Annotated in this window: 23 protein-coding genes and 1 tRNA gene; 15 read left to right on the top strand and 9 right to left on the bottom strand. The window is 44.5% G+C overall.

Annotated elements, in window-relative coordinates; genetic code table 11:
- Nucleotides 1-97 precede the first annotated feature (97 nt).
- The 3 genes from QUA20_RS23145 to QUA20_RS23135 all read left to right on the top strand — a co-directional run bounded on the left by QUA20_RS23145 (nucleotide 98) and on the right by QUA20_RS23135 (nucleotide 1,957).
- Nucleotides 98-168, top strand: a tRNA-Gly gene (locus QUA20_RS23145).
- A gap of 371 nt (nucleotides 169-539) precedes the next feature.
- Nucleotides 540-1,217, top strand: a complete 678-nt coding sequence (locus QUA20_RS23140) for an actin-binding WH2 domain-containing protein (protein ID WP_333191476.1) — start codon at nucleotides 540-542, stop codon at nucleotides 1,215-1,217.
- A gap of 29 nt (nucleotides 1,218-1,246) precedes the next feature.
- Nucleotides 1,247-1,957, top strand: a complete 711-nt coding sequence (locus QUA20_RS23135) for a hypothetical protein (RefSeq protein WP_172185831.1) — start codon at nucleotides 1,247-1,249, stop codon at nucleotides 1,955-1,957.
- A gap of 191 nt (nucleotides 1,958-2,148) precedes the next feature.
- Here QUA20_RS23135 and mutS read toward each other — a convergent pair whose 3' ends face one another.
- Nucleotides 2,149-4,776 (bottom strand): DNA mismatch repair protein MutS, encoded by a 2,628-nt coding sequence (gene mutS, locus QUA20_RS23130; RefSeq protein ID WP_333191473.1) that lies wholly within the window; start codon nucleotides 4,774-4,776, stop codon nucleotides 2,149-2,151.
- Nucleotides 4,777-5,521: 745 nt separating this feature from the next.
- Between mutS and QUA20_RS23125 the strand changes: the two genes are divergently transcribed.
- From QUA20_RS23125 to QUA20_RS23110, 4 genes are all read left to right on the top strand, one after another.
- A complete protein-coding gene (locus QUA20_RS23125) occupies nucleotides 5,522-6,688 on the top strand; it encodes a zinc-dependent alcohol dehydrogenase (protein WP_333191471.1) in 1,167 nt (388 codons plus the stop codon).
- 27 nt (nucleotides 6,689-6,715) lie between these two features.
- Nucleotides 6,716-6,925 (top strand): acetyltransferase, encoded by a 210-nt coding sequence (locus QUA20_RS23120; RefSeq protein WP_172185828.1) that lies wholly within the window; start codon nucleotides 6,716-6,718, stop codon nucleotides 6,923-6,925.
- Between the two features lie 372 nt (nucleotides 6,926-7,297).
- Complete coding sequence (locus QUA20_RS23115) at nucleotides 7,298-8,152, top strand: manganese catalase family protein (protein ID WP_333191468.1); 855 nt, start codon at nucleotides 7,298-7,300, stop codon at nucleotides 8,150-8,152.
- Between the two features lie 225 nt (nucleotides 8,153-8,377).
- A complete protein-coding gene (locus QUA20_RS23110) occupies nucleotides 8,378-9,058 on the top strand; it encodes an HAD family hydrolase (protein ID WP_333191466.1) in 681 nt (226 codons plus the stop codon).
- A 10-nt stretch (nucleotides 9,059-9,068) separates the two neighbouring features.
- Here the strand turns inward: QUA20_RS23110 and QUA20_RS23105 are convergent, their stop codons facing one another.
- Together QUA20_RS23105 and QUA20_RS23100 are read right to left on the bottom strand one after the other, a co-directional pair.
- On the bottom strand, nucleotides 9,069-10,253 hold the full coding sequence (locus QUA20_RS23105; protein ID WP_333191465.1) for an AAA family ATPase: 1,185 nt from the start codon (nucleotides 10,251-10,253) through the stop codon (nucleotides 9,069-9,071).
- 15 nt (nucleotides 10,254-10,268) lie between these two features.
- A complete protein-coding gene (locus tag QUA20_RS23100; protein ID WP_333191462.1) occupies nucleotides 10,269-11,060 on the bottom strand; it encodes an RNA ligase family protein in 792 nt (263 codons plus the stop codon).
- Between the two features lie 135 nt (nucleotides 11,061-11,195).
- On the opposite strand from QUA20_RS23100, the gene QUA20_RS23095 reads away from it, so the two are divergent.
- The 3 genes from QUA20_RS23095 (at nucleotide 11,196) to hpxZ (ending at nucleotide 13,336) form a co-directional block, all read left to right on the top strand.
- Nucleotides 11,196-12,065 (top strand): prohibitin family protein, encoded by an 870-nt coding sequence (locus QUA20_RS23095; protein WP_333191460.1) that lies wholly within the window; start codon nucleotides 11,196-11,198, stop codon nucleotides 12,063-12,065.
- A 239-nt stretch (nucleotides 12,066-12,304) separates the two neighbouring features.
- Entirely contained in the window at nucleotides 12,305-12,724 is a 420-nt protein-coding gene (locus QUA20_RS23090; RefSeq protein WP_172185822.1) for a peptidylprolyl isomerase, read from the top strand.
- A gap of 225 nt (nucleotides 12,725-12,949) precedes the next feature.
- Entirely contained in the window at nucleotides 12,950-13,336 is a 387-nt protein-coding gene (hpxZ, locus tag QUA20_RS23085; protein WP_333191457.1) for an oxalurate catabolism protein HpxZ, read from the top strand.
- A gap of 279 nt (nucleotides 13,337-13,615) precedes the next feature.
- Here the strand turns inward: hpxZ and QUA20_RS23080 are convergent, their stop codons facing one another.
- Nucleotides 13,616-14,740: a THUMP domain-containing protein gene (locus QUA20_RS23080; protein WP_333191455.1), complete on the bottom strand. Its 1,125-nt coding sequence runs from the start codon at nucleotides 14,738-14,740 to the stop codon at nucleotides 13,616-13,618.
- A 460-nt stretch (nucleotides 14,741-15,200) separates the two neighbouring features.
- On the opposite strand from QUA20_RS23080, the gene QUA20_RS23075 reads away from it, so the two are divergent.
- The 3 genes from QUA20_RS23075 to QUA20_RS23065 all read left to right on the top strand — a co-directional run bounded on the left by QUA20_RS23075 (nucleotide 15,201) and on the right by QUA20_RS23065 (nucleotide 17,741).
- Nucleotides 15,201-15,353 (top strand): hypothetical protein, encoded by a 153-nt coding sequence (locus QUA20_RS23075; protein WP_333024559.1) that lies wholly within the window; start codon nucleotides 15,201-15,203, stop codon nucleotides 15,351-15,353.
- 141 nt (nucleotides 15,354-15,494) lie between these two features.
- On the top strand, nucleotides 15,495-16,643 hold the full coding sequence (locus tag QUA20_RS23070) for a JmjC domain-containing protein (protein WP_333191453.1): 1,149 nt from the start codon (nucleotides 15,495-15,497) through the stop codon (nucleotides 16,641-16,643).
- A 75-nt stretch (nucleotides 16,644-16,718) separates the two neighbouring features.
- Nucleotides 16,719-17,741 carry a sucrase ferredoxin gene (locus tag QUA20_RS23065; RefSeq protein ID WP_333191452.1) on the top strand — a complete coding sequence of 341 codons (1,023 nt, stop codon included), beginning with the start codon at nucleotides 16,719-16,721 and terminating at the stop codon, nucleotides 17,739-17,741.
- Nucleotides 17,742-17,841: 100 nt separating this feature from the next.
- Here the strand turns inward: QUA20_RS23065 and QUA20_RS23060 are convergent, their stop codons facing one another.
- The 4 genes from QUA20_RS23060 to QUA20_RS23045 form a co-directional block, all read right to left on the bottom strand.
- A complete protein-coding gene (locus tag QUA20_RS23060; RefSeq protein ID WP_333191450.1) occupies nucleotides 17,842-18,282 on the bottom strand; it encodes a GNAT family N-acetyltransferase in 441 nt (146 codons plus the stop codon).
- Nucleotides 18,283-18,462: 180 nt separating this feature from the next.
- A complete protein-coding gene (locus QUA20_RS23055; RefSeq protein WP_333191447.1) occupies nucleotides 18,463-19,809 on the bottom strand; it encodes a TldD/PmbA family protein in 1,347 nt (448 codons plus the stop codon).
- A 111-nt stretch (nucleotides 19,810-19,920) separates the two neighbouring features.
- Complete coding sequence (locus tag QUA20_RS23050) at nucleotides 19,921-21,399, bottom strand: TldD/PmbA family protein (RefSeq protein WP_333191445.1); 1,479 nt, start codon at nucleotides 21,397-21,399, stop codon at nucleotides 19,921-19,923.
- Between the two features lie 201 nt (nucleotides 21,400-21,600).
- Nucleotides 21,601-22,638, bottom strand: coding sequence for an adenosine deaminase (locus tag QUA20_RS23045; RefSeq protein WP_333191442.1), 1,038 nt, complete (start codon nucleotides 22,636-22,638; stop codon nucleotides 21,601-21,603).
- A gap of 255 nt (nucleotides 22,639-22,893) precedes the next feature.
- On the opposite strand from QUA20_RS23045, the gene QUA20_RS23040 reads away from it, so the two are divergent.
- Together QUA20_RS23040 and QUA20_RS23035 are read left to right on the top strand one after the other, a co-directional pair.
- Nucleotides 22,894-24,231, top strand: coding sequence for an adenylosuccinate synthase (locus tag QUA20_RS23040; RefSeq protein WP_333191440.1), 1,338 nt, complete (start codon nucleotides 22,894-22,896; stop codon nucleotides 24,229-24,231).
- Nucleotides 24,232-24,424: 193 nt separating this feature from the next.
- Nucleotides 24,425-25,030, top strand: coding sequence for a 50S ribosomal protein L25/general stress protein Ctc (locus tag QUA20_RS23035; RefSeq protein ID WP_333191438.1), 606 nt, complete (start codon nucleotides 24,425-24,427; stop codon nucleotides 25,028-25,030).
- A gap of 276 nt (nucleotides 25,031-25,306) precedes the next feature.
- On the opposite strand, the gene QUA20_RS23030 is transcribed toward QUA20_RS23035, so the two are convergent.
- Nucleotides 25,307-26,101, bottom strand: coding sequence for a transposase family protein (locus QUA20_RS23030; protein ID WP_333191436.1), 795 nt, complete (start codon nucleotides 26,099-26,101; stop codon nucleotides 25,307-25,309).
- Nucleotides 26,102-26,243: the final 142 nt, after the last annotated feature.

Genomic DNA, 26,243 nt, shown 5'->3' with positions numbered 1-26,243 from the left:
GCAAGTCCCGATTCAGCCACTGTGAGGGAGGTATTCAAAAATTTTGCACAGGCCTATTGCAATCCCCAGAGACTTGTGGTATGTTTAGTTTCTGTGCGCGGGCATAGTTTAGTGGTAAAACTTTAGCCTTCCAAGCTAACTATGCGGGTTCGATTCCCGCTGCCCGCTTGCGCCTACAAAAACCTCAAACCAACGATAAGTCAACGGTTTGAGGTTTTTTATTGCCCAGAATAGGGGTGAGTCGGGGCTCCAAGTGACTAGAAATTGACTACGATTTGACTACGGAATGACTATCAAATGACCTTTTTGGATACAATTTGGAGACAATGTGACTAGAATTTGACTAGAAATATCCAGCCCATAGTCAATAGCGGTAAGGTGCGCGGCAGAAGAACACCCAACATAATTACGTACTGTGTAAGTCCTGTATCTGCAAGAATAATTGGTTAACATAGAGTTCCCTGATTTGACAAGCTTGCCGAGCGCACTCAGCTTGAGTTATGACTGATTCGGAGTCGCATCAGTCACAAGGAGATCCCGTGAAATATTTTTCAGTAGTAATGTATTTGCTGCGGGAACGGCAACAATTTCTCGAAGAAATTCGCCAAGGTGTCAAGCTCAAATCTAAAATTTTCGGTTTGTTGATTTCTAGTACCGTATTTTTTGGCATTTACGGAGCGATATTAGGTGCATCGAGTACGTGGATGCAATGTCTAGTTTCAGCAATTAAGCTGCCAGCACTTTACTTGCTGACGCTGATTATCTGCTTTCCCACACTGTACTTTTTTAATGTCATGTTTGGTTCAAAACGAACTTTTGAACAGTATTTGACATTGTTGATGACAGCGATGGCGATGATTAGCGTTTTGCTATTTGGATTTGCACCTGTCAGTCTGTTTTTTCTTCTCAGTAGTACCAATTACAATTTTTATCTGGTGTTGAATGTTGCTATTATGGCAATCACAGGATTTTTGGGCGTAAGTTTCATTTATCAAGGAATGCACTTTCTGTCCGAACAAGATACGGAAGGCAAAGACATCAGGCTAAATATTTTGCGCTTTTGGTTGGGACTCTATGCGTTTGTTGGCAGTCAGTTGGGATGGACGCTGAGACCGTTTTTTGGCGCACCTGGACAAGCTTTTCAACTGTTCCGAAACCGAGAAAGCAATTTTTATCTGAGTCTGTGGGATTCAATTAGGTCGATTGGAGGGTTTTAATTAATGTCAAGTTAAGGAGATTTGAAATAGTGATACAAGCGGATTTGGATGAGTTGACAATTCCGGAAAGAGAGTTAGAGGATTTGAGCGGAATAGCTTTGAGCGACGGTTTTGCAGCCGACTTTTACCGATCGGCGGCACTCCTGAACGGGAAAAAGCTGTTCTCTCTTTTATTGAATGAGTTGCTGATATTTTGCGTGACATTAGTTGTTTCACTGCCTGTGGCTTTACTTGCTAATCAACATAATGTTGGTTCATTTAGCGATGCTGAGATATTTGTCCGGGTTTTACAAATAACTTTGGGTTTGTCGCTGGCGATTACTGTTGCTTGGAATATCTATAAATGGGTTAAGGCAAAGCCTCTGGCAACGCTGGCGGGTCTGCTGGATGAAGTTGAGAAGTATCATGAGGTGATCCAGGCTTTAGATATTATCGATCGCCTAACGGCTGCTGGCAATTTACAAGCCAATTTAATTAACCGAGCAGATGCAATTGAGGCATTAAAAATTACTAGAGAAAGTTTAGTCTGTGCTTTAAAAACAGAAAGGATTCTCAGGGAAAATCAGCAATTTATCGGCCGCCGTTACGAGTTATTTGCTAATATTGAAAGTAATTTGGCTGCTTTGATGGCGGTGGATGTAAGCGATCGGGCGACTGAATACGGGCGGTTGTTGAATGAGGCTTTGGAAATAGGGATGAGCGTGCACAAAGAGGTAAGAAAGTTGCAAAATGGGCGTTAGAGTTGCTGGAGAGTTCCTGGTTTGTAGTAAAAGTAGTAACTGAGATATTGCACCATGCTCAAGAACAGGCATCCTGCCTGTTCCACAAAAATTAAATTTTCTTGTGGGGTGGGCATCCTGCCCGCCCCTGAAAGACTTATTGAAAATGGTGCAATATCTCAGTTACTACAAATTTTTTCCCACCGGAAATTTCAATCCTCAAAAATATCCAACTGTTCGCCCTCAGACTCTTTTTTACCATCTTTTTTAACACCTTTCCGCAGCCCGATCGCAATTTTGCTATGTTTCTCAATCTGCTTCATCACCTGTCTCGCCCGGTCAATCACCGACGGCGGTAAACCAGCTAATCTGCCCGCTTCAATTCCGTAAGATTTGTCAGCACCTCCCGGCTGAACTTGGTGCAAAAATACGATTTGATCCGGCAATTCTTTGACTGTCACCTGATAATTTGCGACATTATCTAAAATAGAAGCTAACTCATTCAATTCGTGATAGTGAGTCGCAAAAATTGTCCGCGCCCGAATCTCAGTTGCTAAATATTCTGCCACAGACCAAGCAATCGACAGTCCGTCAAACGTCGCCGTTCCCCTACCAATTTCATCTAACAACACCAATGATTGCGGCGTGGCGTGATTGAGAATATTTGCAGTTTCGTTCATTTCCACCATAAACGTAGATTGACCGGTTGCCAAATCATCTACTGCGCCGACGCGGGTAAAAATCCGATCGCAAATTCCCAAACTCGCAGCTTTCGCGGGCACAAAACTGCCCATTTGCGCCATTAACTGGATCAAACCCACCTGCCGCAAATAGCAGCTTTTCCCGCTAGCATTCGGGCCAGTTAAAATAATTAAATCTGGGCGGTTTAACGATTCTTCCCGACCCAAAAAAGCAGAATTAGGTACAAAAAATCCCGGCGGCAAAGACTTTTCCACCACAGGATGACAACCTTCAATAATTTTAATTTCCCGGCTTTCTGTCATAGTCGGGCGGCAGTAATTTTGGTAAACTGCTACTTCTGACAAACCGCACAAAACATCGGCCGCCGCCACGGCGCGGGAAACATTGCGAATAATTTCGGCGTGTTCTCCTACCTCCGATCGCACTTTAGCAAAAATATCGTATTCCAATTGATTTAAATCTTCCCGCGCTGTCAGAATTCGCACTTCCCTTTCTTTTAATTCTTCAGTGCTGTAGCGTTCTTCATTGGTGAGAGTTTGCTTGCGGGTGTAGTCGTTCGGCACTTGGTCTACTTTCGACTTGGTAATGCTGATGTAATAGCCGAAAGCTTTATTGTAGCCTACTTTTAAATTAGAAATTCCCGTGCGTTTTCTCTCAGTTGCTTCTAAATTTGCAATCCATTCTTGGTCTGCTGATGCAGTTTGGCGCATTTCATCAAGCATGGCATTGATTCCCGATCGAATCAAACCTCCTTCTTTTAAATGAATCGGCGGTTCATCAACTAAATGATCGTGAATTTTACTTGCTAATTCTTCTAAAATTGGCGGTACATTTTGCAGCGCTTTCAAATAGGGCGAGATCCCTTGGGCTGCGATCGAGGCTAATGCCGGCAGTTTTCCCAGAGAATCAGCTAAAGCGACCAAATCCCGGGCGCTAGCTGTTCCCGAACCGGCGCGGCCTGTCAGTCTTTCGATGTCGTAAATTTGGCGCAGCAACTGCTGCAAATCTTGGCGCAGGGCGTTATTTTCTACTAATTCTTGAATCGTGTCGTGTCGGGCGCCAATGCCTTTAATGTTGAGCAAAGGTTGCAGCACCCAGCGGCGCAAAGCGCGGCCTCCCATTGCGGTGCTGGTTTTGTCTATCGCCCACAGCAGCGAACCGTGAAAAACCCCATCTCTCACTGTTTGAGTAATTTCGAGATTGCGGCGGGTTTGGTAGTCGAGTACGAGAAAATCGGTGAGAGTGTAAGTGTGCAATCTTTGCAAAGAAACTGCTTTTTCCTTTTGAGTTTCTTCGAGATATTGCAGCAAACCGCCGGCGGCGCGCACTGCGAGAGAAAGGTGTCCGCATCCCATACCTTCGAGCGATCGCACTTTGAACTTTTGCAGGATTCTCTGTTTTGCTTCGGACAAACTAAACGGAACTTGCGATCGCAAAGAATAGCAAAACGAATTCGGCAAACAATCGGGCAAATGCTCTGATTTCTCTCCGGGCCTTAACATAGTCACCAAATCCGGCGCATTAGTCGGTACCAAGACTTCCGAAGGTTGCAAGCGCAGCAATTCTAAGGTTAATTGTTCTAAACTATCTGCTTGGGTAGTGACGAATTCTCCCGTAGAAATATCAGTATAAGCCAATCCCCAATGTTCCCCAGCGATGACGACTGCTGCTAAAAAATTATTTTGTCTGGGTTTGAGCATTCCGTCATCAGTCAAAGTTCCGGGAGTGAGAATGCGGGTAATTTCGCGCTTGACTTGGCGGCCTTCTTTCGCAGCAATCGACGCATCTTCTACTTGGTCGCAAACTACTACAGCATAGCCTTTTTCTACTAACATTGAAGTGTAGCGGTCGAGGGCGTGGTGCGGCACTCCTGTCATCGGCACTCTGCCAATTTCCTTGCCGCTTTCTTTGCTAGTACAAACAAGTTCTAATTCCTGCGAAATCGTAACTGCATCTTGGAAAAAACACTCAAAAAAATCTCCGACTCGAAACAATAAAAGTGCGTGGGGATACTGTTCTTTCACTTCCACATACCGCTGCATCATCGGCGTTAGCTTGGTGAATTCTAATAGGCGGTGGTCGGCATTGCGGATGTTGGGTTGATTGGGGTCTGTTGGGGTAGATGCAGTGTAAGGCATAAAAGGCGATCGATAAATTTTAATCTTTAACAACTTTAGCGCAAGCTCGGCTTTTAGCTATAACTAATATACAATATTTGACGATTAATCCTTCTTAAGCAGGGTGCGTGATTCTCAATATTGGGGCATTGTGTTGAGCTATACAAAAGTCACGCACCCTACTTAATAATCGATAAACCCGCTTTTTGTTGAGAAGTTTTTGGTCGCTATTTATCTAAAGTGAGGTTCTGCCTCCGCTATAGTGAGATTAAGTGCGAAGGTTTTATTTATTGTGAGAGAAGAGCGATCGCCGATCGACAAAAACAATCTCAGCTATGTAGCTGTTAGCTGTTATAGCAGATGTTGAAGGAAGAAAGAACAAGGAAAAAGGAATAAGGAATAAGGCTTTAGTTATCTAGAAGAGAAGGAATAAGGCTTTAGTTATCTAGGAGAGAAGGAAGAAGCAATCTTCGGCAACGGTTTCAGCAATTAAGAACGTTCTAACCGTCGGGCGCGGTTGCTATAACTGTTGGGGCTTAACAGAAGAATGTGAAATCTCCCCCACTTTCGTTGGAGGATAAACTTTACATTTTTGTTATTGAAAACAGCCGGAAGATAGATTTATAAATTATACCTACGATAGAGATAAAATTTATTTTATCGGGTTAAATTAAAAATCATCCAAATAAGTAATTTATCAGCGTAGTAAATTTAAGATTTACAATCAAAAATCTACTAGCTAGTAGTTAACTAGAGGGAAAAAATAATGAAAGCTCTTTGCTGGCACGGAGCAAATGATGTGCGAGTTGATAATGTACCAGACCCAACAATTATCAATCCGCGCGATGCAATAGTTAAAATCACGTCTACAGCAATCTGCGGCTCAGATTTGCACCTCTACGATGGCTTCATCCCGACAATGCAATCGGGCGACATCATGGGGCACGAATTCATGGGGGAAGTAGTCGAACTCGGCAGCCAAGTCAAGAACTTAAAAAAGGGCGATCGCGTCGTCATTCCTTTTACTATTTCTTGCGGCAGTTGCTTCTTTTGCAACCGCGATTTGTGGTCGCTGTGCGACAACTCCAACCCCAATGCTGGGCTGGCTGAAAAAATCTACGGTCATTCGCCGGCGGGACTGTTTGGCTACTCGCATTTAACGGGCGGCTATGCAGGAGGCCAAGCAGAATACGCGCGGGTTCCGTTTGCAGATGTCGGCCCTTTAAAAATTCCCGACGGACTTTCTGACGAACAAGTATTGTTCCTCACCGATATCTTTCCTACCGGTTACATGGCGGCCGAAAACTGCGATATTCAGCCGGGGGATACTGTAGCAGTTTGGGGATGTGGGCCAGTCGGACAATTTGCGATCAGAAGCGCGTTTATGCTGGGGGCCGATCGAGTAATTGCGATCGACCGCGTACCGGAACGCTTGCAAATGGCGGCCGCGGCTAAAGCTGAAATCATCAATTACGAAGAAATGGACGCCGGGGAAGCAGTCACCGAAATGACGGGGGGACGCGGGCCCGACTCTTGCATCGACGCGGTGGGGATGGAAGCCCACGGCACCGGTCTCGACGCTTTGTACGACAAAGCCAAGCAAGCCGTGCGGTTGGAGAGCGATCGACCTACGGCCCTGCGACAAGTGATCCTTGCGTGTCGCAAGGGTGGTACAGTGTCAATTCCCGGCGTTTACGGCGGCTTCGTTGACAAAGTGCCATTAGGTGCAGCTTTCAACAAAGGTTTGACCATGAAAATGGGACAGACGCACGTTCACCGCTATTTGCGGCCTTTGCTCGATCGCGTTCAAAAAGGCGAAATTGACCCGTCATTCGTAATTACGCACCGAATGAAATTGGATGAAGCGCCCCACGCTTACGAGATTTTCAAACAGAAAAAAGACAACTGCATCAAAGTTGTCCTCAAACCCTAACTCGCATTTAGCCTTCAAGGAAAAACTATGCTTTTACAAGAAAAAGAATCAGGCGACTTGATTGAAATCCTCGATGTAGATGCTTTAATCAGCCCTACAAAAAATGAAGTGCCGGGAAAAAATCAAGCTGGTGAAGAAGAGCAAGAGAAAGCAAATTTTCCAAAAAGTAAATTAGTGTTTCCTTCCGGTGAAGCTCTACCGCGCTGTTGGACTGAGGAAAACTATAAAACTAGCTGATTCAAGACATTCCTCCTAGCCCCCCCTTGTTAAGGGGGGGACTGGAAGCTAGGGCTAGGGACACGGCACATAGGTGTCAGCTCAACCCGAAAAACCGCTCTCCCACAGGGGTTAAAACCTCTGCCGGAGGGCGGTTTTGACGTTTTTTTTGACACCCGGAAGACACAGCGCTGTGTTTGTTTAAATAGAATGTACGATCGACTAAATTTAATAGAGTCTTTAGTTCGCGGGCGCGAAAAACCGCATTAAACTAAAGTGATAAAGATAACCGGGTTTGATTGAATTTCTTTATGACTAAAAGCTGATTTCCTCCCTCACGGGCAGCGTTACAAATAAGGGAAGTTAATCAAACAACCCTGGGAGGAATTCCCCATGTTTTACCATAAGAAGCCACTACAGTATTACAAAAGACCAGAAAAGCCAGATGCCGTTTACGCCAAGAAAATACAAGAACTAATTGGCGGTACATTTGGCGAAATGACCGTGATGATGCAGTACCTATTTCAAGGTTGGAACTGCCGAGGCCCTGCCAAATATCGCGATATGCTGCTTGATGTCGGTACAGAAGAAATCGGGCATATCGAGATGCTAGCAACTATGATTGCTCACTTGTTAGATAAAGCTCCTGTATCTATGCAAGAAGACGGTTTCAAGGATGCTGTGGTGGGTGCTGTGATGGGTGGAAACAGCCCCCGAGATGCGATCGCCGCCAGCATGAATCCGCAGCACGCAATTGTATCGGGTTTGGGCGCACTTCCTAGCGACAGCGTAGGGTATCCCTGGAACGGCCGTTATATCGTTGCTAGCGGCAATCTTTTAGCAGATTTTCGCTCGAATTTGCACGCCGAATCGCAAGGAAGATTGCAGGCTGTGCGGATGTATGAAATGTCAGACGATGCGGGCGTCAAAGACACCCTGAGTTTTATGATCGCCCGCGACACGATGCACCAAAATTTGTGGCTGGCGGCGATCGAAGATCTAGAAAGTTCGGGAATGGAAACAACCCCCGTTCCGAGTTCCTTCCCGCAGGAGTTGGAAAAGTCTGAATTTGCTTATCAGTTTTGGAATCATTCTGAAGGTTCCGAAAGTAGCCAGGGACGCTGGGCAAAAGGCAAATCAATGGACGGCAAAGGCGAGTTTGAATATGTCGCCAATCCCCAACCGTTAGGGCCAGAAGTAGTACCGCCGCCGCCCGAACCCAAATTGCACGGCACAGGCATGAAATAGCCAATCAAAAAGTTAATAGTAAGCTTGCCAGTCCCAGATTGACTTAACTAACTAAGGACTAAAATGCTTACTCCTAACCTAACAAAAACGAAAGTTCTTACTACAAACCAAAGGTTTGTAGTAAGAACTTTTATCGCTGATTTCCTAATTAATTAGTTAAGGACTTCAGTCCTTACTACAAACCAGGTTTTGACAATAAGTCTAATAACTAACAACAAATAAGTTATGCAATTGCAAGCAGTAATTCTCGATATTGACGGCACTCTCGTGCTCAGCAATGACGCCCACGCTCAAGCTTGGGTAGAGTCATTTGCGGCTTACGGCTACGAGGTGCCGTTCGAGAAAGTTCGCCCGCTAATTGGCATGAGAGGCGACAAAGTTATACCCAAAATGGTATCAGGACTTTCCGACGAAGCAGGCGACGGGAAAAAGATTGCACAGCGGCGCAAAGAACTGATTATTAACCGCTTTGCTCCCGAACTTTCTCCAACCCCCGGTTCGCGGGATTTGCTGTTAAAAATGCAGCAAGAAGGACTGCGGCTAATTATTGCTACTTCAGCTACCAGCGAAGAACTTTCCGATTTGCTGAAAGCCGCACAGGTAGATGATTTGCTCGACGAAGCGGCGACATCGAGCGATGCGGAAGCTTCTAAACCGGAACCGGATATTGTGGAAGCTGCTTTGAGCAAATTGAAGCTGGAAGCGAGTCAGACTGTGATGTTAGCTGATACTCCTTACGATATCGAAGCTGCGGGCAAGTGCGGGGTGCCAGTAATTGCTTTTCGGTGCGGAGGTTTCGATGATGCTTCGCTGGCAAATGCTGCGGAAATTTACGATCACCCTGCTGATTTGTTGGCGCATTATGACGATTCTCTTTTAGGAAAAAAGGAATTGGTAGCGCGTTGAAGTAATATAGCTAACTGCGGGGCATCGCCCCTAAAGTAGCCTGATCGGCTACTATACACTCGACTTGATGCGCTTCTGTGATATCTGGAATATCCAGCCGCGCAGCTAATTTGCGAATGACTGCTTCGGGTACTGTTGCTGTGCGCGATCGATTCCGCTGCAACATTTCTTGTAGAGGTACTTCCAGATAAACAATGCGAATTCGCGCTTGATAAGCAGCAAAAAAATCAATTAATTGCTGCCGCATTTGTTTAGTGGTATTCGTGGCGTTCCACACAAAAGAACGCCCCTCATTCATGTATTCGCGCGCTTTTTGTTTGGCTGCTGTGACCACATTTCCAGGGGTTTCGCCGGGAGGGACATTCATCTCTTTTCGCAGTGCATCCAGCGAGATTACTGGCAAATCTGGGAGATTTTTCCGAACCCAATAATCTTTACCGCTTCCTGGCAAGCCAGACATCAAAATTACTTCGCATTTAGTGTCGTCAAATGCTTCGTAATCCGGGTTTCCGTTCTCTTTGCGGAAGTAGATAAATCGGCTGTGTGCTGATGGGAATTGTCGGGGAGAATCCAAACAATTATTTTCTTGACAAAACTCCCGAAATAGTTGTATTTTATCGAGCAATTCTTGTTTGTCGGCGCAGTGGCGGCCGCGCACATCTGCTTCTGCTAAAAGTGCGAGGAAATCGCAGCGGACAACTTGACTAACTTTAATTACTGACTGCTGCGGGTTGGGTTTGTCGATCAGCCAGATGGGTAAACTGCCGAATTTGACGATCGCCACAACTGTTTCGCGAATCTCAAACTGCACAGGCGGCTCGAATTCAGATAAAATTTGTCTGACCATTCTCGCACCTTGGCGGGCGTGACCTTTTGAGCTAATTCTGCCGTCGGCTTCGATTTTTGTAAAGGTTGGTTTTGCGACATCGTGCAGCAAAGCGGCGGCAAAAAGCATCGATCGTTCTTTTTCGGGAAGTTGCCGCCAATTTGGGGAATATATTAAGGCTTCACAGACCATTTTGGTGTGAATAAAAACATCTCCTTCGGCGTGGTAAATCGGGTCTTGCTGACATCCTTTGAGGCTGTCAATCCAGTCGAAATGCGTTTGAATACCGTCCCAATCCAGGAACCAATTGGGCGGTTCGGGACAAAAGGGAAAAGTCCAAGGCGGCGAGGGCGATAACAGTGTATTCATAAATTCACCTGCTAGTTAACTAAAATTAAATAAATCTGCGCCGGGACGCAGAATATTGGGTATAATTGGGCGATTTAGCCAATGTCCTTCGGCATTTTTAATAGCAGTCAAAAAACTGGCACGCACGTATTTGTAACGCGCCTTTACTATGCCATCTTCTTCGACTTTAATGTACAGACCCTCCATGCGATCGCTCTTGTCAGTCTCTTTCAAACACCGTTCTTCATCTAATCCCAATTCCCGACAGTACAAACGCAAGCTTTCCAAATGTCCGGGTTGAATAAAATTAGATTTTTCCATAAACTGCATCATTTGCTTGGGAGATTTCAACACTCCCGAAAACAGCACGGGAACGGACACTAACGGCAGTCCGCTTAACAAATTGCGGCGGGATTCTGTACTCAAAAATTGATTTGTTTCTAAGTCGAGCACATCGTATTCCATGAAATAGTGCGGCAAAAAATCATAAAAGACAGTGTGTTTGGCATAAAGCCATTCACCGTAAAGAATATAGCGATTTCCCAGGACTTCTCCCAGGGTTCCGCTGAGACTGAAAGCCCACTGTTTGAATAAGTTAAAATGTTTTTCCCTCGGCCCGCCGGTGAGATAGTGGCCGCGACTTTGCAGCAGCATTTGTCCGTCTGGTGCGAAGCTGATGCCTGTATTAGCGCCGTCTACCTTTTCTTCAATCACTGTAGGGCGATCGCTCAGGGCGCTAAATGGCACGCTATCGAGGTCTTCATCGCCTGGTTGGAAACGCGAACCTTCGATGTGATAAGTTCTAGGATATTTAACAATTTTGAGCATCAGCCCATCCATTTTAGATTTAAGATTTCAGAGGCAACCCCATCCATTTTAGATTGTAATTTTAGATTTGAGACTTTAGAGGCGACCCAATCTATTTAACCATTATAATGAAATGAGCACAAAGGAGCGTGTAAGTTGAAAAATCAAAGTTTTCAGAGCATATCATCAGCACTCGCTGGGATTCTATTAGTAGGCGCGCTACTCATCGGTTTAAACTGTTTTGTCGTCATCAATCCAGGCGAAGCAGGGGTAGTCAGCGTTTTAGGAAAAGCCAGAGATGGAGCATTGTTAGAGGGGTTTCACCTCAGACCCCCGCTGATCTCTAAGGTAGATGTGTACGATGTAACAGTGCAAAAATTTGAAGTTCCGGCCCAGAGTGCTACTAAAGACCTTCAGGATTTAAATGCTAGTTTTGCGATCAATTTTCGCCTTGATGCTGAGAGAATAGTTGAGATCAGAAGAACTCAAGGAACTTTGGAGAATATAGTCTCAAAAATTATTGCTCCTCAGACTCAAGAAGCATTTAAAACAGCGGCTGCACTCAGAACCGCCGAACAATCTATTACTCAAAGAAGTGAACTGAAGAGAGACTTTGATACTGCGCTGAAGGACAGGCTATCAAAGTATGATGTAATCGTCCTCGATACGAGCGTTGTTAACATTCGATTCTCCACAGATTTTGCAAAAGCGGTTGAGGAGAAACAGGTTGCTGAACAGCGGGCGCAAAGGGCTGTTTATGTGGCTCAGGAAGCAGAGCAACAGGCTCAAGCTGACATTAACCGCGCTCAAGGTAGGGCGGAAGCTCAAAGGCTGTTGGCTGAAACTTTGAAGGCTCAGGGCGGCAATTTAGTTCTGCAAAAAGAGGCGATCGAAGCTTGGAGAAGCGGGGGCGCTCAGATGCCAAAAGTGTTGGTGATGGGCAGCGGTTCGAGTCGGGTTCCTTTCATTTTTAATATGAGCGATATTCAGGAAGAACCCGAGCGCCCGCAAGTGACCAACCATTAAAATATGACAGAGGGTAACAAACCCGGTGTCTCGGAAAATATTGGTTTTGCTAACCCGAAATCTCGCAATAAACCGGGTTTCCTCAGAAAGCACACATAATAAGTCCTATGAGAGTTGCCGGAATATGCTACACTTCTGAAAGCCACAATATAACGACAGTTTGAAACCTGTCGCTATAAAAGCGAAGTCCGCAATTAACACGCAGGCAACACACTCATTTTAGGAAGCAAGGAAAAATCATGACCCGCGCTATTATGGAAACCGACAAAGGCACAATCAATTTGGAATTGTTCGATGCGGATGCGCCTAACACAGTGAAGAATTTTGTTGACTTGGCGGAAAAAGGTTTTTACGATGGATTGGCTTTTCACCGAGTCATTCCTAACTTTATGATTCAAGGTGGCTGTCCAAAAGGCAATGGAACCGGCGGCCCCGGCTACAAAATCAAGTGCGAAATCAACTCCAACAAACATTTGGCAGGAACTTTATCGATGGCTCACGCAGGTAAAGATACGGGTGGTAGCCAATTCTTTATTTGCCATTCTCCCCAGTCTCATTTAGATGGAGTTCACACAACTTTTGGCAAAACTGAGGATATGTCTGTCGTCAATGCTATCCGCCAAGGTGACAAGATTCTTTCCCTGAAAATTGAGCATTAATTTTCACTAATTAGTTGCGTTTGTAGTAAGGACGAAGAGTCCTTATTGCAAACAAAACTTGTGAAAATTAAGAGTTTTAAAATCTACAATTTATCACCAATAATTTCTTGATGGTACAAGCCCCCTGATTTATCCGTGGAATCAATCCAAAATCCAAAATCCTTGCATCCTCAAGCCCCCGGATTTATCCGTGGTGTCAATCTAAAATCTAAAATCTAAAATCGAATGACTGTTATCAATGATTCTGCTGTGGCAGCCCAGTTAACTGAACTATATTTAAAATACGAAAAAGCTCTTTGTACGAACGATATTGAAACTCTCGATAATTTGTTCTGGGATGCGCCGGAAGTCGTGCGGTTTGGGGTGACGGAGAACTTGTACGGAAGCGATGAGGTGAGGGCTTTTCGCCAAGGGCGATCGCCTGTAAATGTCGATCGAGAAATGTTCAACCTCAAAGTCGTGACATTCGATGCAGACACGGCGGCTGTGACGCTGGAATTTCGCCGTGTAATGGATGGAGTGGTGCGACTGGGGCGGCAGAGTCAGATGTGGCGGAAGTTTCCTCAAGGGTGGAAAATTGTTTCCGCTCACGTTTCTTTTTTGCCGGTGTAGATGTTATGTCATTTCCGTTGAATTGCCCGTAATGAAATTCTGTCGATCGGGCTGGGCGGGTTTATAGATATTATGGATGTGAACTACAGATTGTTAGTGAAACCCAGCCCTACAAGTATTGTGATTAATTTACATGACAGGATATTAAAAGTAAGAAAAAAATATAATCAAATGAAAAAGGAGTATTTTAATTTGATTATTGTTGAACCATTTAATTCAGCATATATTCTTTTTTTTCTTTACTATTAGTACCTCTGATTTTTTCCCATATCCTCTCCCCTAATACAGTTCATACTTGAGCAAAGTACACGGAATCGATCCATTAAAAACCGGAATTCGCCGCGATGTCCTGAGTCCCACCTTTTTACCCAACTCCTTATTCCCAGTCAAAATAAACGCATTCCAACCTTTAAAACGATTCTTGAAAATATCCCCTAACATCTTGTACAAATCTCCCAATTCGCTAGCATCTCCCAGCCTTTCTCCGTAGGGAGGATTGCAAATCAAAACGCCTCTGTCTGCGGGTGCTTCCAACTGGGATAGCTCGGTTTGAGCAAACTGAATCTTACCGGAAATACCAGCTTGCTGCGCGTTCGTGCGAGCTTGGGTTAACATATCGGAATCGCGATCGCACCCAGCAACCACTTGCTGAAGTTCCGGTAACTCGCTGTTTTCAGCTTCGGCCCACAATTTATCCCACAAAGGTTCGTCAAAATCCCGCCAAGTCATAAATCCAAACTTTTCTCGAAACAATCCCGGTGCAATATTCAAAGCCTTTAAACTCGCTTCCAAAGGCAAAGTTCCAGAACCGCACATCGGGTCTAAAAACGGCAAATCTGGCGTCCATTCTGCCATCTCCAACAAAGCCGCAGCTAGGGTTTCTTTGAGTGGAGCAAGCCCCATCGCCGGTCGATATCCCCGCCGGTGCAAACTGCCGCCAGAACTGTCTAAACTTAAAATAGCTCTATTTTGATGGATGTGAATGTTAATTAGCAAATCAGGATGCTCTACATCAACATTAGAACGCTTGTTAAATTGAAGGCGCTGTTGGTCGGCGATCGCATTTTTGACCTGCAAAGCTGTATAGTGAGTGTGGTTCAACTTTTCGTTGCCGCCGGTGCAGTTTACTGCTAAAGTATTTTCGGGATATAAGTATTCGTCCCAAGGGATTTTCTGCACTTCGCGGTAGAGCATATCCGAGTTGTAACACCGGAATTCGGCGATCGGCATTAGCACTCGAAAAATTGTTCTCGACCAAAGATTGACGCGGTACAATAAAGTGCGATCGCCCGCAAAATAAACCCCAGTAAAATCTGGCTTGACATCCTGAGCCCCTAAACGTTCTAATTCTTGGGCGGCAATAGTTTCTAAACCGCGCGCAACTGTAGCAAAATATTGATTCATTTGTTAATGGTTAATGGTAATGGTTAATTGTTAATTGTTAATTGTTAGTGGTTACTACTGACAACTGATAACTGACCGATCACCATAGTAGCTGGTTTTAATCCTAAGTCTCAAAAAAATAATGTACCTTAAGGCAGATGCGTCGGTTCACCAATCCCAACTTATTAAGAATAATATTCAACAAGTCCTCGCATTTCCATCCCTCTATTTATAGCGCTGACCGCGGCAGCATAGGCAGTAAACCTTAAAACTCTTACTTTCACAGGACTTCAGCTCTCACGATCAACTTAATTTCTCAATCTTGCGGATGAGCTTTCTTCTCAACTCTTGAAAATCTTTATTAACTACTTGCGCAATTTATTGACTTTATGCTAAGGTACTTAGAGCTTGAGATTGAACCCTCAACACAATTGTTAAGGAACATCTGAGCTAGATCGGTTTACTACATTTGGAGACATTTATGTCAAAGCAAATTGACGGATCGACTTTCAAACAATCCCGTGCCAGCAAAATTCAAGTTGAAGTCAAGGAAATTGCCAAGCAGGTAACAGCTAAAAACCTCTCATCTCATCTGAATGTTGATGCTGATGGTAGCGATGTTAGCAACGAATAATTAAAAGTCTTTTCTGTTAGACTTCGATCCCCAAGCAAGAAGTAATAGATTTTACTCCTTGCTTGCGGGATAACTATAGGGGCATTGCCTCTAAAAATTAATTTGTTCAATTTTTATTGATAAAAATTGTCATAAACAATTATGCGATCGCTCGCCAACCTATTGCAACCATACAATCTCAAAGAATTTTTAGACAACAATTGGACAACCAAAGCAGTTTTGATCCCCAGCGAAGGTAAGAAAAATTTTGTACACCTATTTTCCTGGGAAAAACTAAACTACCTCCTCAACTTTCACGAACTAAGATATCCCGATATTCGATTAGCAATAGGAGGAAAAGTTCTCGATGAAAGCGCCAATGAAAACCTCATCAAATCCTGCCAATCGGGAGCAACTTTAATTATAAATGAAGTACACAAACTAATTCCAGAAATCGCTAACTTTGCTGCGGAAATAAAATCAGATTTTGGCTATGGAAATCAAGTAAATGCCTACTGTTCCTGGCCGGAAAAACAAGGCTTTTTTTCCCATTATGACACCCACGAAGTTTTTATATTGCAAGTAGACGGAATCAAGCAATGGTATGTATTTGAAGATACAATTAAGTATCCGCTGAAAGATCAAAAATCCTCATCTTTTCCACCACCAGAAACCGAAGCATATTTAAGCTGTATTTTACATCCAGGGGATGTGCTTTACATACCGCGCGGACATTGGCATTATGCAGTTGCTTGCGAAGAACCATCGCTGCATTTAACATTAGGAATACATTGCAAAACCGGAATTGACTTTTTAGAATGGTTGGTTAGCGAATTGCGCGAACAATCAGATTGGCGCAAAAGTTTACCGCTACGAACAAACGCAGATTCTATCAATGCAAATGTCAACAGTTTAATTGCCCAATTGCAGCGCTACGCAAACAGTAAAAATCTTGCAGATGAGTATAGCAGTTATCTGGACAGTTTAGGAAAACCTGTTGCCAAATATTCTTTGCCTCATCAAGCAGGATTCAATATTTTTCCCTGTGGTGTGCAAACCAAGTTTAGAATTCCCAAGTTTCAGCGGGTGAGAATTCACGAATTATCTGATGGTGGCGGATACAAAATAGTTGTTGCAGGTAAAGAAGTATCCCTGAGAGGAGTCACAGCTAAATTTATGGACAATTTATTTAGTACGGAGTTTTTTACTGGGGAAGATGTTATGGATTGGTTGCCGGATTATGATTGGGAAATAGATGTAGTGCCACTTTTGTCGAAGCTGGTAGTTGAAGGAATTATTTTTGTTGGTTAAAATTGGAGAAGAACATGAGTTCTTATAAATGGGTTGTACAAAGACCAATTTCTGACACATACAATGAGTTAAACAATGATGGATAAGTTTTTTTGTGCTGATGCTTCTAAATGCGTTGAAGAGGATATTATTGGCAGCGGTAGTAATTACCAAACCTATATATTAATTGAATGTTGTTTACCTTGGGAATCTGAAGCGTTTAATTCTAAACAAATTTCCCAAAATCTCAAGGATTTGGTAGAGGAAGTAGAACGTTCAAAACAGAAAATCAGATTTTTGTTGATAAATAACGATCGAACAAAATGTTCAAATCAGCGCAAAGTTTTGATTTATGAAAATAAAGAACAGGAACTTTTTGGCGGTTACGAAAAGCATGAATTTAATGTAGATAGTTTTGATAAAGTAGCGGGAGTTGTCAAAAGTTATTTAGCTGGAGAAGTCCCTGATTGCGAAACTAAAAACAAGCAAACTAGAGACATTTTGGTTTGCACTCACGGCAGTCATGATATGTGTTGTGCGAGATACGGCAATCCTTTTTATGCCCAAGCAACTGCTTTAGCTTCTGAGTTAGAATTGAATGATGTTCGCGTTTGGAGAGCCAGTCACTTTGGGGGACACCGCTTTGCACCGACTGCGATCGATTTGCCTGATGGCAGATATTACGGAAATCTCGATCGCGCGTCGTTCCAATCAATTTTAACGCGAACAGGCGATATCGAATGCTTGAATAAAGTTTATCGTGGTTGGGGAATTTTGCCAAATCCTATCCAAGTTTTGGAAAGAGAATTGATCGTGCTTTACGGGTGGGATTGGTTTAACTACAAAGTCGCCAGCAAAATTCTCGATTTAGACACAAAAAATGATGCTTTTTTAGCTGAAATTACCTTTAAAAAAGCCGACGGTACGTACACCTATCGTGCCGATTTGGTAAAAGATGAAACAAAAACTGTTCGACTCAAAGGTTCCTGCGGTGCTAAACAAGAGTCAGAATTTGTCAAATATTCGGTAGAAAATATCCATTTTTACTCGAAAAAGGAGGAGTTAAAGTTTGCAATCTCTCCTTCAGTTTCGCTGCCAAAATTGGTCGAAACTGTGTAAAAGCGTGTCCGATCTATCGTGCATAATACATAGGCGGGGGCGGGTTTTTGAGATTGTCGGTTTTTGACAAATATTGTTGGTGAACCCGCCCCTACAGGAATCATGGTTGAATGTCTAACTGCATAAATATGTGCGGGATTCCGAGGAATTCAAAGGGCTTGTCTTGTTCGGAAAATCCGAGTTTATGGTAAAATTTAATGGCGTTAATGCGAGACATAAGTCTCAAAGTTTTGATATTTTTTTGCTGAGCTTTTGCTATTAATTTTTTAATCAATTTAGTGCCAATTCCCCGATTTTGAAATTCAGGAAGGACGGCAACGTAGCTGATGCTTCCTAATTTTGGGGATAATTCTCGCAGTCGGGCTGAAGCAATGATTTGGCGATCGCACATGGCAATTAAATGCAAAGCATCATCTTCGTGACTATCCCTTTCGCTACCAATCTCCATTCCTAGAGGCGATCGCAAAACCAGCCACCGCTGGTAAAACATCTCTTCTAATTCTTGTTGATTTTTAACGGGATGTATATCTACTTGAGGCATTTTTTGATTTGATTAATGTTGTATTTATAAGAGTAAAGGATGAGGGCGGGTTTACAATATAATTTGTTTTAGGTCAAGATAGTTGGTAAAATCCACCCTTTTTCGGGTGCGTCGCTACCAGATTTTCGATTTTAATTACAGATTGTTTGGAGCGACGCACCCTACGTTATAATGTGCGAGTTACAAACTGTCAGTAATACTGGTGAAATTAAAAGCTTTCACGCGCACTCCGGGCACGACACTACCGCCGTAACGCTTCACCGCACTAACTGCATCCACATCGCGCAACATATCAGGTAAAACTTGATTGAAACGCAGGTTTTTAATCGGATAAGCAATCTTGCCATCCTCAATCCAAAAAGTACCGTCGCGAGTCATTCCCGTTACTTCCAAAGTTTTCGGATTCACGTACCGAACGTACCAAGCTCGACTGACGAAAATTCCGCGCTCGGTTTGAGCAATTAAATCTGCTAAACTTTGGTCTGAACCTGTCATCACGATCGGGTAATAAGCACCTTTTGCCTCTTTGCCTTTTTGTGCGGCCCAGTAGCGGGAATAAGACAAACTTTGAGGGACGCCATCTTTGATGATTTCCAAATAGTTATTGCTCAATCCGTCGCCGAAAAAAGTATTCGATCGCAGCAAAGGATGAGCCGGATCGCGCTGCACTTGCACTAACAGGCTAAAAAGTTGTTCTCCCGCGCGGTTTCCCGCTGGTTTTCCCTCTGCGTCGGCGATCGACATAAACGATCGCCCCTCATCCGCCGCCCTCGCATCCAAACTCCAAATTACCCACGGTAGCAAGTCCCCAAAAGCAGCACCGTCAAAGATTACAGGATAAATGCCGGGAGTGACTTCGCGGGGGTTGCGGGATGCGATCGCCCGATCGAGCACTTGTTCTGCTAATTGGGCGATCGGCAATTCGTTGATACTCCAAGCAGTGCTCTGAGCCCAGCTAGAACCGTTGTCAATGCGAGCAGTAAAGCTGAAATCTGCCTCTGTAGATTGGTTGCAGGCGCGGAGTCCGGTTGACGAGGCGATCGCGTACAGCGACGCATCAGCGCTCAAAGTACCCGAACCGTGAGCCCCCCCCTGTCCGGCAATGGCGCAAGCTTGCTGCACCATTTTGGCCCGCGCTAGAGGCGATACAGTTGCCGTTGCTGCGTCGAATGCCGGCGATCGCAAATCGTAGGTTTGAGGCGGCAGCAGCGGCATCCATTCGGGGTCTGCAGGCGCAATTCTGGCCAATTCTTCCGATCGCTTGACTGCAGAGGCGATCGCATCTTCATCAAATTCTGTAACAGCAGCAGAGGCGCTTTTGTTGCCAAAATAGCTAGTAATGCTCAGGTTAAATACAGTTTTGCTGATATTTTGGCTGATTTGATTTTCCGAGAATCTCGAAAGAGATTCTTCGCCAGTAGAGAGACTTACAAATACTTCCTCTGCTTTGGATAATTTGACTGCTTTTTCTACTACAGATAAGGCTTGGTCTTCACTTAAACTTGCGGGCGATGTTGTTACAATCATGATTAGTAATTAGACATTGCGAATTGGGCATTGCGAATTGGGTATTGCAAATTGGGCATTGCGAATTGGGCATGGTTAGCAATTAACTAATAACTAAGAACCGATGCCCTATTAGCCAATTTGAATATCCCTTACTCGCACCGGCACACAAGCGTGAGTCATCTGAGCAACCTGCATCGGCTCGCCCTTTCCGCATATATGAGTACCGCACTGAACCAGCTCCGAAGCCGGCCCGATCGCATCTATTTGATTCCAGAAATCAGTAGTCATCGCCTGATAAGTTACATCTTTCAACATACCGACAACTTTACCTTTTTCCACCTTCCAAAAAGCATCGCCACCGAATTGAAAATTGCGCCGCTGCTGGTCGATCGAATAACTACCTATACCGTCGATTAAAATCCCGTCTTCGGTATCAGCAATCATCTGTGCCAAAGTAGCAGTATGGCTGCCGCCATCCGGGCCCGGCTCCAATCCCAAATTGGGAATTCTCACCATCGGCACGCTCGACCAACTGTCAGCGTAAGCAGAACCGTTGCTGCTAACGCGTCCGAGGCGATAAGCCGTCTCTCTGTCAGTGAGATAATCAACTAAAATTCCATCCTTGACAACGTACCAATCTTGTGATTTTACGCCCTCATCATCGTAACCCATTGTACCGCGGCCACCCGGTTGAGTGCGATCGCACTTAAAATTCACCCAAGGTGCAGCATATTGCAGTTTATTTAACTTATCAGTAGTAGCAAAGCTCGTGCCAGCAAAATTAGATTCGTAGCCGTAAACCCGGTCTAATTCTGTTGGATGTCCTACAGATTCGTGGATAGTCAGATACAAATTTGTCGGCTTAAGAATTAGGGATTTGCAAATACCAGCAGGAACGGTGGGAGCGCTGACTTTCTCAATAGCTTCGGCCGCAACTCTTTCGACTTGACTCAACAAATCCTCAGGATTAATATGTTCGTAACCGATATTCATTGGCGGGCGATCGTAACTGCGACTTTGGGCATCGCCGCCCGCAATTGCCGTACAGTCAAAACCCGGATAGCTGCGGTAGATTGTTTGTTCGATTAGCGAGCCTTCTGTGGAAGCAAAAACCTTGTCTTCGCGGCTGAACTGCAAAAAAGAAGAAGCTTTTTTGATGCCTTGTGCGCCGTGTGCTAGTAGCTTCTCGTTGATAGTTAGCAGCAGTTCGGCTTTGTCAGCAACGGGTACAGAAAAAGGATCGATGGCGATCGGAGTAATGTAGGTATCGACATATTTTTCGACAGGCACTAAGCGCACCGGTTCCTTCTGAGTTAGGCGGCTGCCTTTAGCGATTTCTACAGCCAAAGCCACTATTCTTGCAACCTCTGCGGGTGTTTTGCTGTGACTGGCGGCAAACCCCCAAGCGCCGTCTAGAAGCACCCGCACGCCAAAACCGGAACTTACATTATCGGACAGTTGACTTAAAGATCGATCGCGCGCGTAAAGATTCTGCTTTCGGTAAGTGCAAAAACGCACATCACCGTACTCGCAACCTGTTTTCCGAATCAAATCTACAGCCAAATTTGCTAACTCGTTAGCAGAGATTTTTGCAGTTAATTGCACCATAGTTATTCGTCATTCGTCGTTAGTTGTCAATTATTATAGCGCTTTTCATTTTTTTGAACGAACCGCTAGGACGCAAAGATTGCGAAGGAAGAGAAGAAAGAGCTTTTTCTCATTTCCAAGTAGAGTCTTTACCTGAAAACATCTACCTATCTTCCTCTTTGTCTTTCTTCGCGCCTTCGCGGTTCATTAAATAGATATTCTTTAATTAACGATCGCGGGTACAGACTCATGGTGCAACAAACCTGTCAGCATTTTCACAGGCCTTTCGTCGTAGGGCCACGCGAAAGCATGGCGAAAAGCTGCCTCTTGACACGCTTGCAACTGCCGAAAATCAATGATATCCAAAGTTAACAAATTCTCGTACTCAAAAGGCAGCCGCACGTTGTGCAATCCCGCGTTGTCGGTACAAATGGCAATATCGACACCAGCTTCAAAACATCGATCGAACACAACCTTCAATTCGCGCATATCCTGCAACGTCCCCGTTTTGAGATACGTAGTCGGGCAAACCTCCAAGCATTGACCCCTGCGCGCGACTTCTGGCAGCAGTTCGGGATATTTTAATGGAATTTGAATCCCGTGGCCGATACGCATCAGATAAGGCAAAAGTTCGGGATAACAGCCAGAGGTAGTTTCATAGAGGTGGCCGGTAGTTTTGATGCCGATCGACCTCGCGTACTGGTACAATCCTACAAACTCCTCCAAACGCTCGCCAATACAATCATCGCCGCCAGCTATATCGATCGCACAAACATATTCTCCCATTTGCGCCGCCAAATCTACGATCGCCCGATTCACCTCATAGGGTAAACGCGAGTGCATACACAAAATTTGGCTGGTAACAATCGGACAATCGCTAATTTGACTTGCCTTGCCCACAACCTTTACAATTCCTGCCATCAAATCTATGCGTTCTGACTGATTCAAATGTTCTGGAGTCCGCAAATAAGGCGTATAGCGCAACTCCAAATAAGCCAGATTTTCAAACACGTAAGCGCCCCGCATCAACCGATAGATGAAATAAGGCAAAGTCTCAACAGTTTGAACGCTTTCTACCAGCGTGTGCAGTTCCAAATACTCATTGAGAGTATTGCGCGGACGAGTGTAAAACTCCTCAAACTCCGAGTATTCTTGAAATCGATTAACCATCTCAGCATTGTGGCGATCGAAATACCGCCACAGCACCCTAGGAACGACAGAACCACCCAGATGGCGGTGCAACTCAGCGTGTAAAGTCATGGCAACAAAGCCTCTATTTTCTCAATGTTAACAAAAATTAATTTGACCGAAAACAATCGGGTCTGTTGCCTCCGGACTCGTCTGTGGATCGGCTCTCACTAATTTGCGTATCCGATCGACCTGTGAACCGATGTATCCGTGGCCTAGCCTCTAAAATCTAAAATCCAAAATCTAAAATCTAAAATTGATTGACATTTCGGACGCATTCGTCCATAATCGGAGATTGTGTCAACCTGAACTGAACGCGAGAAACCCTTGGCTAACGTAGTTGTGATCGGCGCCCAGTGGGGCGATGAAGGAAAAGGCAAAATTACCGATTTGCTCAGCAAATCCGCAGATATCGTTGTCCGCTACCAAGGGGGCGTCAACGCCGGTCACACCGTGGTAGTAAACGGTCAGACTTTCAAGCTGCACTTAATTCCGTCCGGGATTCTCTACCCTGATAAAGAGTGTATCATCGGCTGCGGTACGGTCATCGACCCTAAAGTTTTAATTGCAGAGTTAGACCAGTTAGAGGAACTGAATATTTCGACAGCCTCCCTGATGATTTCGGAGACGGCTCACGTAACGATGCCCTATCATCGATTAATTGATGTAGCATCGGAAACGCAGCGGGGAAATTATAAAATCGGGACCACGGGACGCGGCATCGGCCCTACTTACGCCGACAAGTCTGAACGCACTGGCATTCGGATGCTAGATTTAATGGACTTGGAAGGATTCCGAGAACAACTGGAATGGACGATTAATTGTAAAAATGTCCTTCTCGAAAAACTCTACAATTTGCCACCTCTAAATCCCCAAGAGGTAATTGACGAATATCGAGTTTATGCGGAACGTTTGCGGCCGCACGTAGTTGATAGTTCCCTGAAAATTTATGAGGGAATTCACAAGCGGAAAAATATTCTGTTTGAAGGCGCACAAGGCACTTTATTAGACTTAGACCACGGTACTTATCCTTACGTTACTTCGAGCAATCCCATCGCTGGTGGGGCTTGTGTGGGAACCGGAGTCGGCCCAACAGCGATCGATCGCGTAATTGGCGTAGCAAAAGCTTATACAACCCGCGTCGGAGAAGGCCCCTTCCCTACCGAAATGATAGATGGAGTTGGCGCAATTTTGGGCGAAAGAGGTGCCGAATTCGGCACGACAACGGGCAGGAAACGCCGCTGCGGTTGGTTCGACGCAGTAATCGGCCGCTACGCAGTCCGCATCAACGGCCTTGACTGTCTGGCCATTACCAAACTAGATGTTTTGGATGAATTAGAAGAAATAAAAGTTTGCGTGGCTTACGAAATTGACGGCGAACGCTGTGTGGATTTTCCGAAAAGTTCCCGGATATTTGCTCGGTGCAAACCTATTTACGAAACTCTTCCCGGTTGGAAACAGTCAACGGAAGACTGCCGGAATTTGGAAGATTTGCCACAGCAAGCTTTGGATTATCTGAAGTTTTTGGCAGATTTGATGGCAGTGCCGATCGCGATCGTTTCTCTCGGTGCGAGCCGCGACCAAACTATTATTGTAGAAGACCCGATTCACGGGCCGAAACGCGCTTTGCTCTCTGCTGACGGCCATCCCGCCAAACCATTTTAGGTTTGAGATTTTAGATGGGGAAAGAGTGATGGGGAGATAGGGAGATTTGGAGAGGCGGAGATTCGGAGAATAGCCAAATTCCCAATTCCCAATTCCCAATTATTACGATCAAATATTCAGCGAATTTAATTAAGTTCGATCTCTGTAGCATAAATTTGATAAAATGTGAAAACAATCAACAGAAAGTCATAAAATGGAACTCGCAGTAGAATGTCAAAAGCGGGCCGAAGGCAGCAAACCTAACGCCCTCCGCCGCTCTGGATTGATTCCCGCCGTCCTCTACGGCCACAAAGGATCTGAATCCATTTCCCTTACCATCAAAGCCAAAACAGTTGAAAACCTGCTCAAAAAGCACGTAGTCAACAATGCCCTAATTGACCTCAGCATTCCCGACCTCTCTTGGAGCGGAAAAACCTTGCTCCGGGAAGTTCAAGTTCATCCTTGGAAGGGCTATCCTTACCACCTGAGCTTTTTCTCCGTGGCAACTCAAGACAGTCTGGAAGTTGAAGTGTCCCTGAATTTTGTCGGCGAAGCTGTCGGCGTCAAGTTAGAAGGCGGCATCTTGGATACCGTACTGACGCAACTAGCAGTTAAGTGCAAACCAGACAGCATTCCTGAAGCAATTGAAGTAGATATTTCTAATTTAAAGGTAGGGGATGCGGTGCACATTCACGAATTAGTTTTGCCTCCGGGAGTGGTAGCTCTAGGCGAACCCGATCAGGTGGTTGTTACAGTGCTGGGAATTCAAGCAGGTTCTGAACCCGAAGACGCAGAAGAAGACGCAGAGGCAGCAGCTTGATTAGTAATTACTAATAGTTGTTAACTAATTGTTGAAAAAAAAAGGGCGATCGCTTTCTCCCAAAAGGGCGATCGTTTTTTGCTAAAAAGGCTATTCTCGTTTAGACCTCTCCCATAATTCCAATCCCTTTCCCCGCTTGGTTTCTGACGGACGGTTCCTGCAGGAACCGTCCGTCAGAAACCAACGCGTCCATAAGGGTTTCAACGGTCTATCGATAAAAACGGCCCAATTTTATCACCTAAATTTTACTTTTTTTTTTTCAGTTTGTAGGGACTTTTATTGATACATAATGAGCGCACCTATTCGCCATCTTACTAATCCACATACCACCAAAATTACTCTCTCGTAATTTTTCGTTCTTAAGCGAAATCTTTCTGATGCTACTCTCCAGATTTTTAATAATCTAATTAGATGCTCGACAAAGATTCTTTTTTGAGCCTTTGACTTATTCGCTCTTTTTTGAGCTGGAGTCAGAACTCCCTGACGCGGTTTTTTATGAGGAGTATTAATTAATGCTTCTCCTACATAAGCTTTATCTCCTTGAAACTTTTGTGATGTTTCTAATGACGCTCTCTGCTTTCTCCAAATGTTTATGTCGGCTGTTGCTCCGGTTTCTCCTACTACTACGTCAACAATCTCTTTACCGGATGGCATGACTATTACCTGGTTCTTTTTAGTATGCCTCTTTTGTTTGCCAGAGTAATTTTTTTTCTGCTCTTCATTGTCTGTAGGTCTTTGTATGGGCTGCTCGTAGCTATCTACTATCAACTCAACATCTTTCAAAATTTCCAGAACCCATGCCCGAACGTCATCATTTTTTTTTACTTGTTCTAACACCGAAGCCGGCAATAAATCTCTTAAAATCTTTACCCAGCGGTGAAAAATATAATTAGCGGTTGATTCACCAATGCCAAATTGTACCCCAAGCATTTGAAAAGTAGGTAAGTTATGCAGGTACACTAATGTCAACATAATTTGGTCTGCTATCGTTAGTTTAGGGGGGCGACCGCTGCCTGGTTTAATGAGCCGAGTTTTCTGACTTTCTTGAGATGTTTTTTGACGAGCGTACAAATTTTATGCATGGGTAATTAGTTGTATTAATTGGTCGTAGTCTATACCCAACATTCTTTTAGTCTTGGATGGATGCTTTTCAATATATTCTCGGAGTTGGCTCATGTTTTTGGGGATAAAATTCCATTATAATTTAAGAGCG

The organism is Microcoleus sp. Pol7_A1 (assembly GCF_036701085.1).
Classification (GTDB): Bacteria; Cyanobacteriota; Cyanobacteriia; order Cyanobacteriales; family Microcoleaceae; genus Microcoleus; species Microcoleus asticus.
The sequence above is the reverse complement of the archived record's forward strand: the minus strand, read 5'-3'. Positions and strand labels throughout refer to the sequence as shown.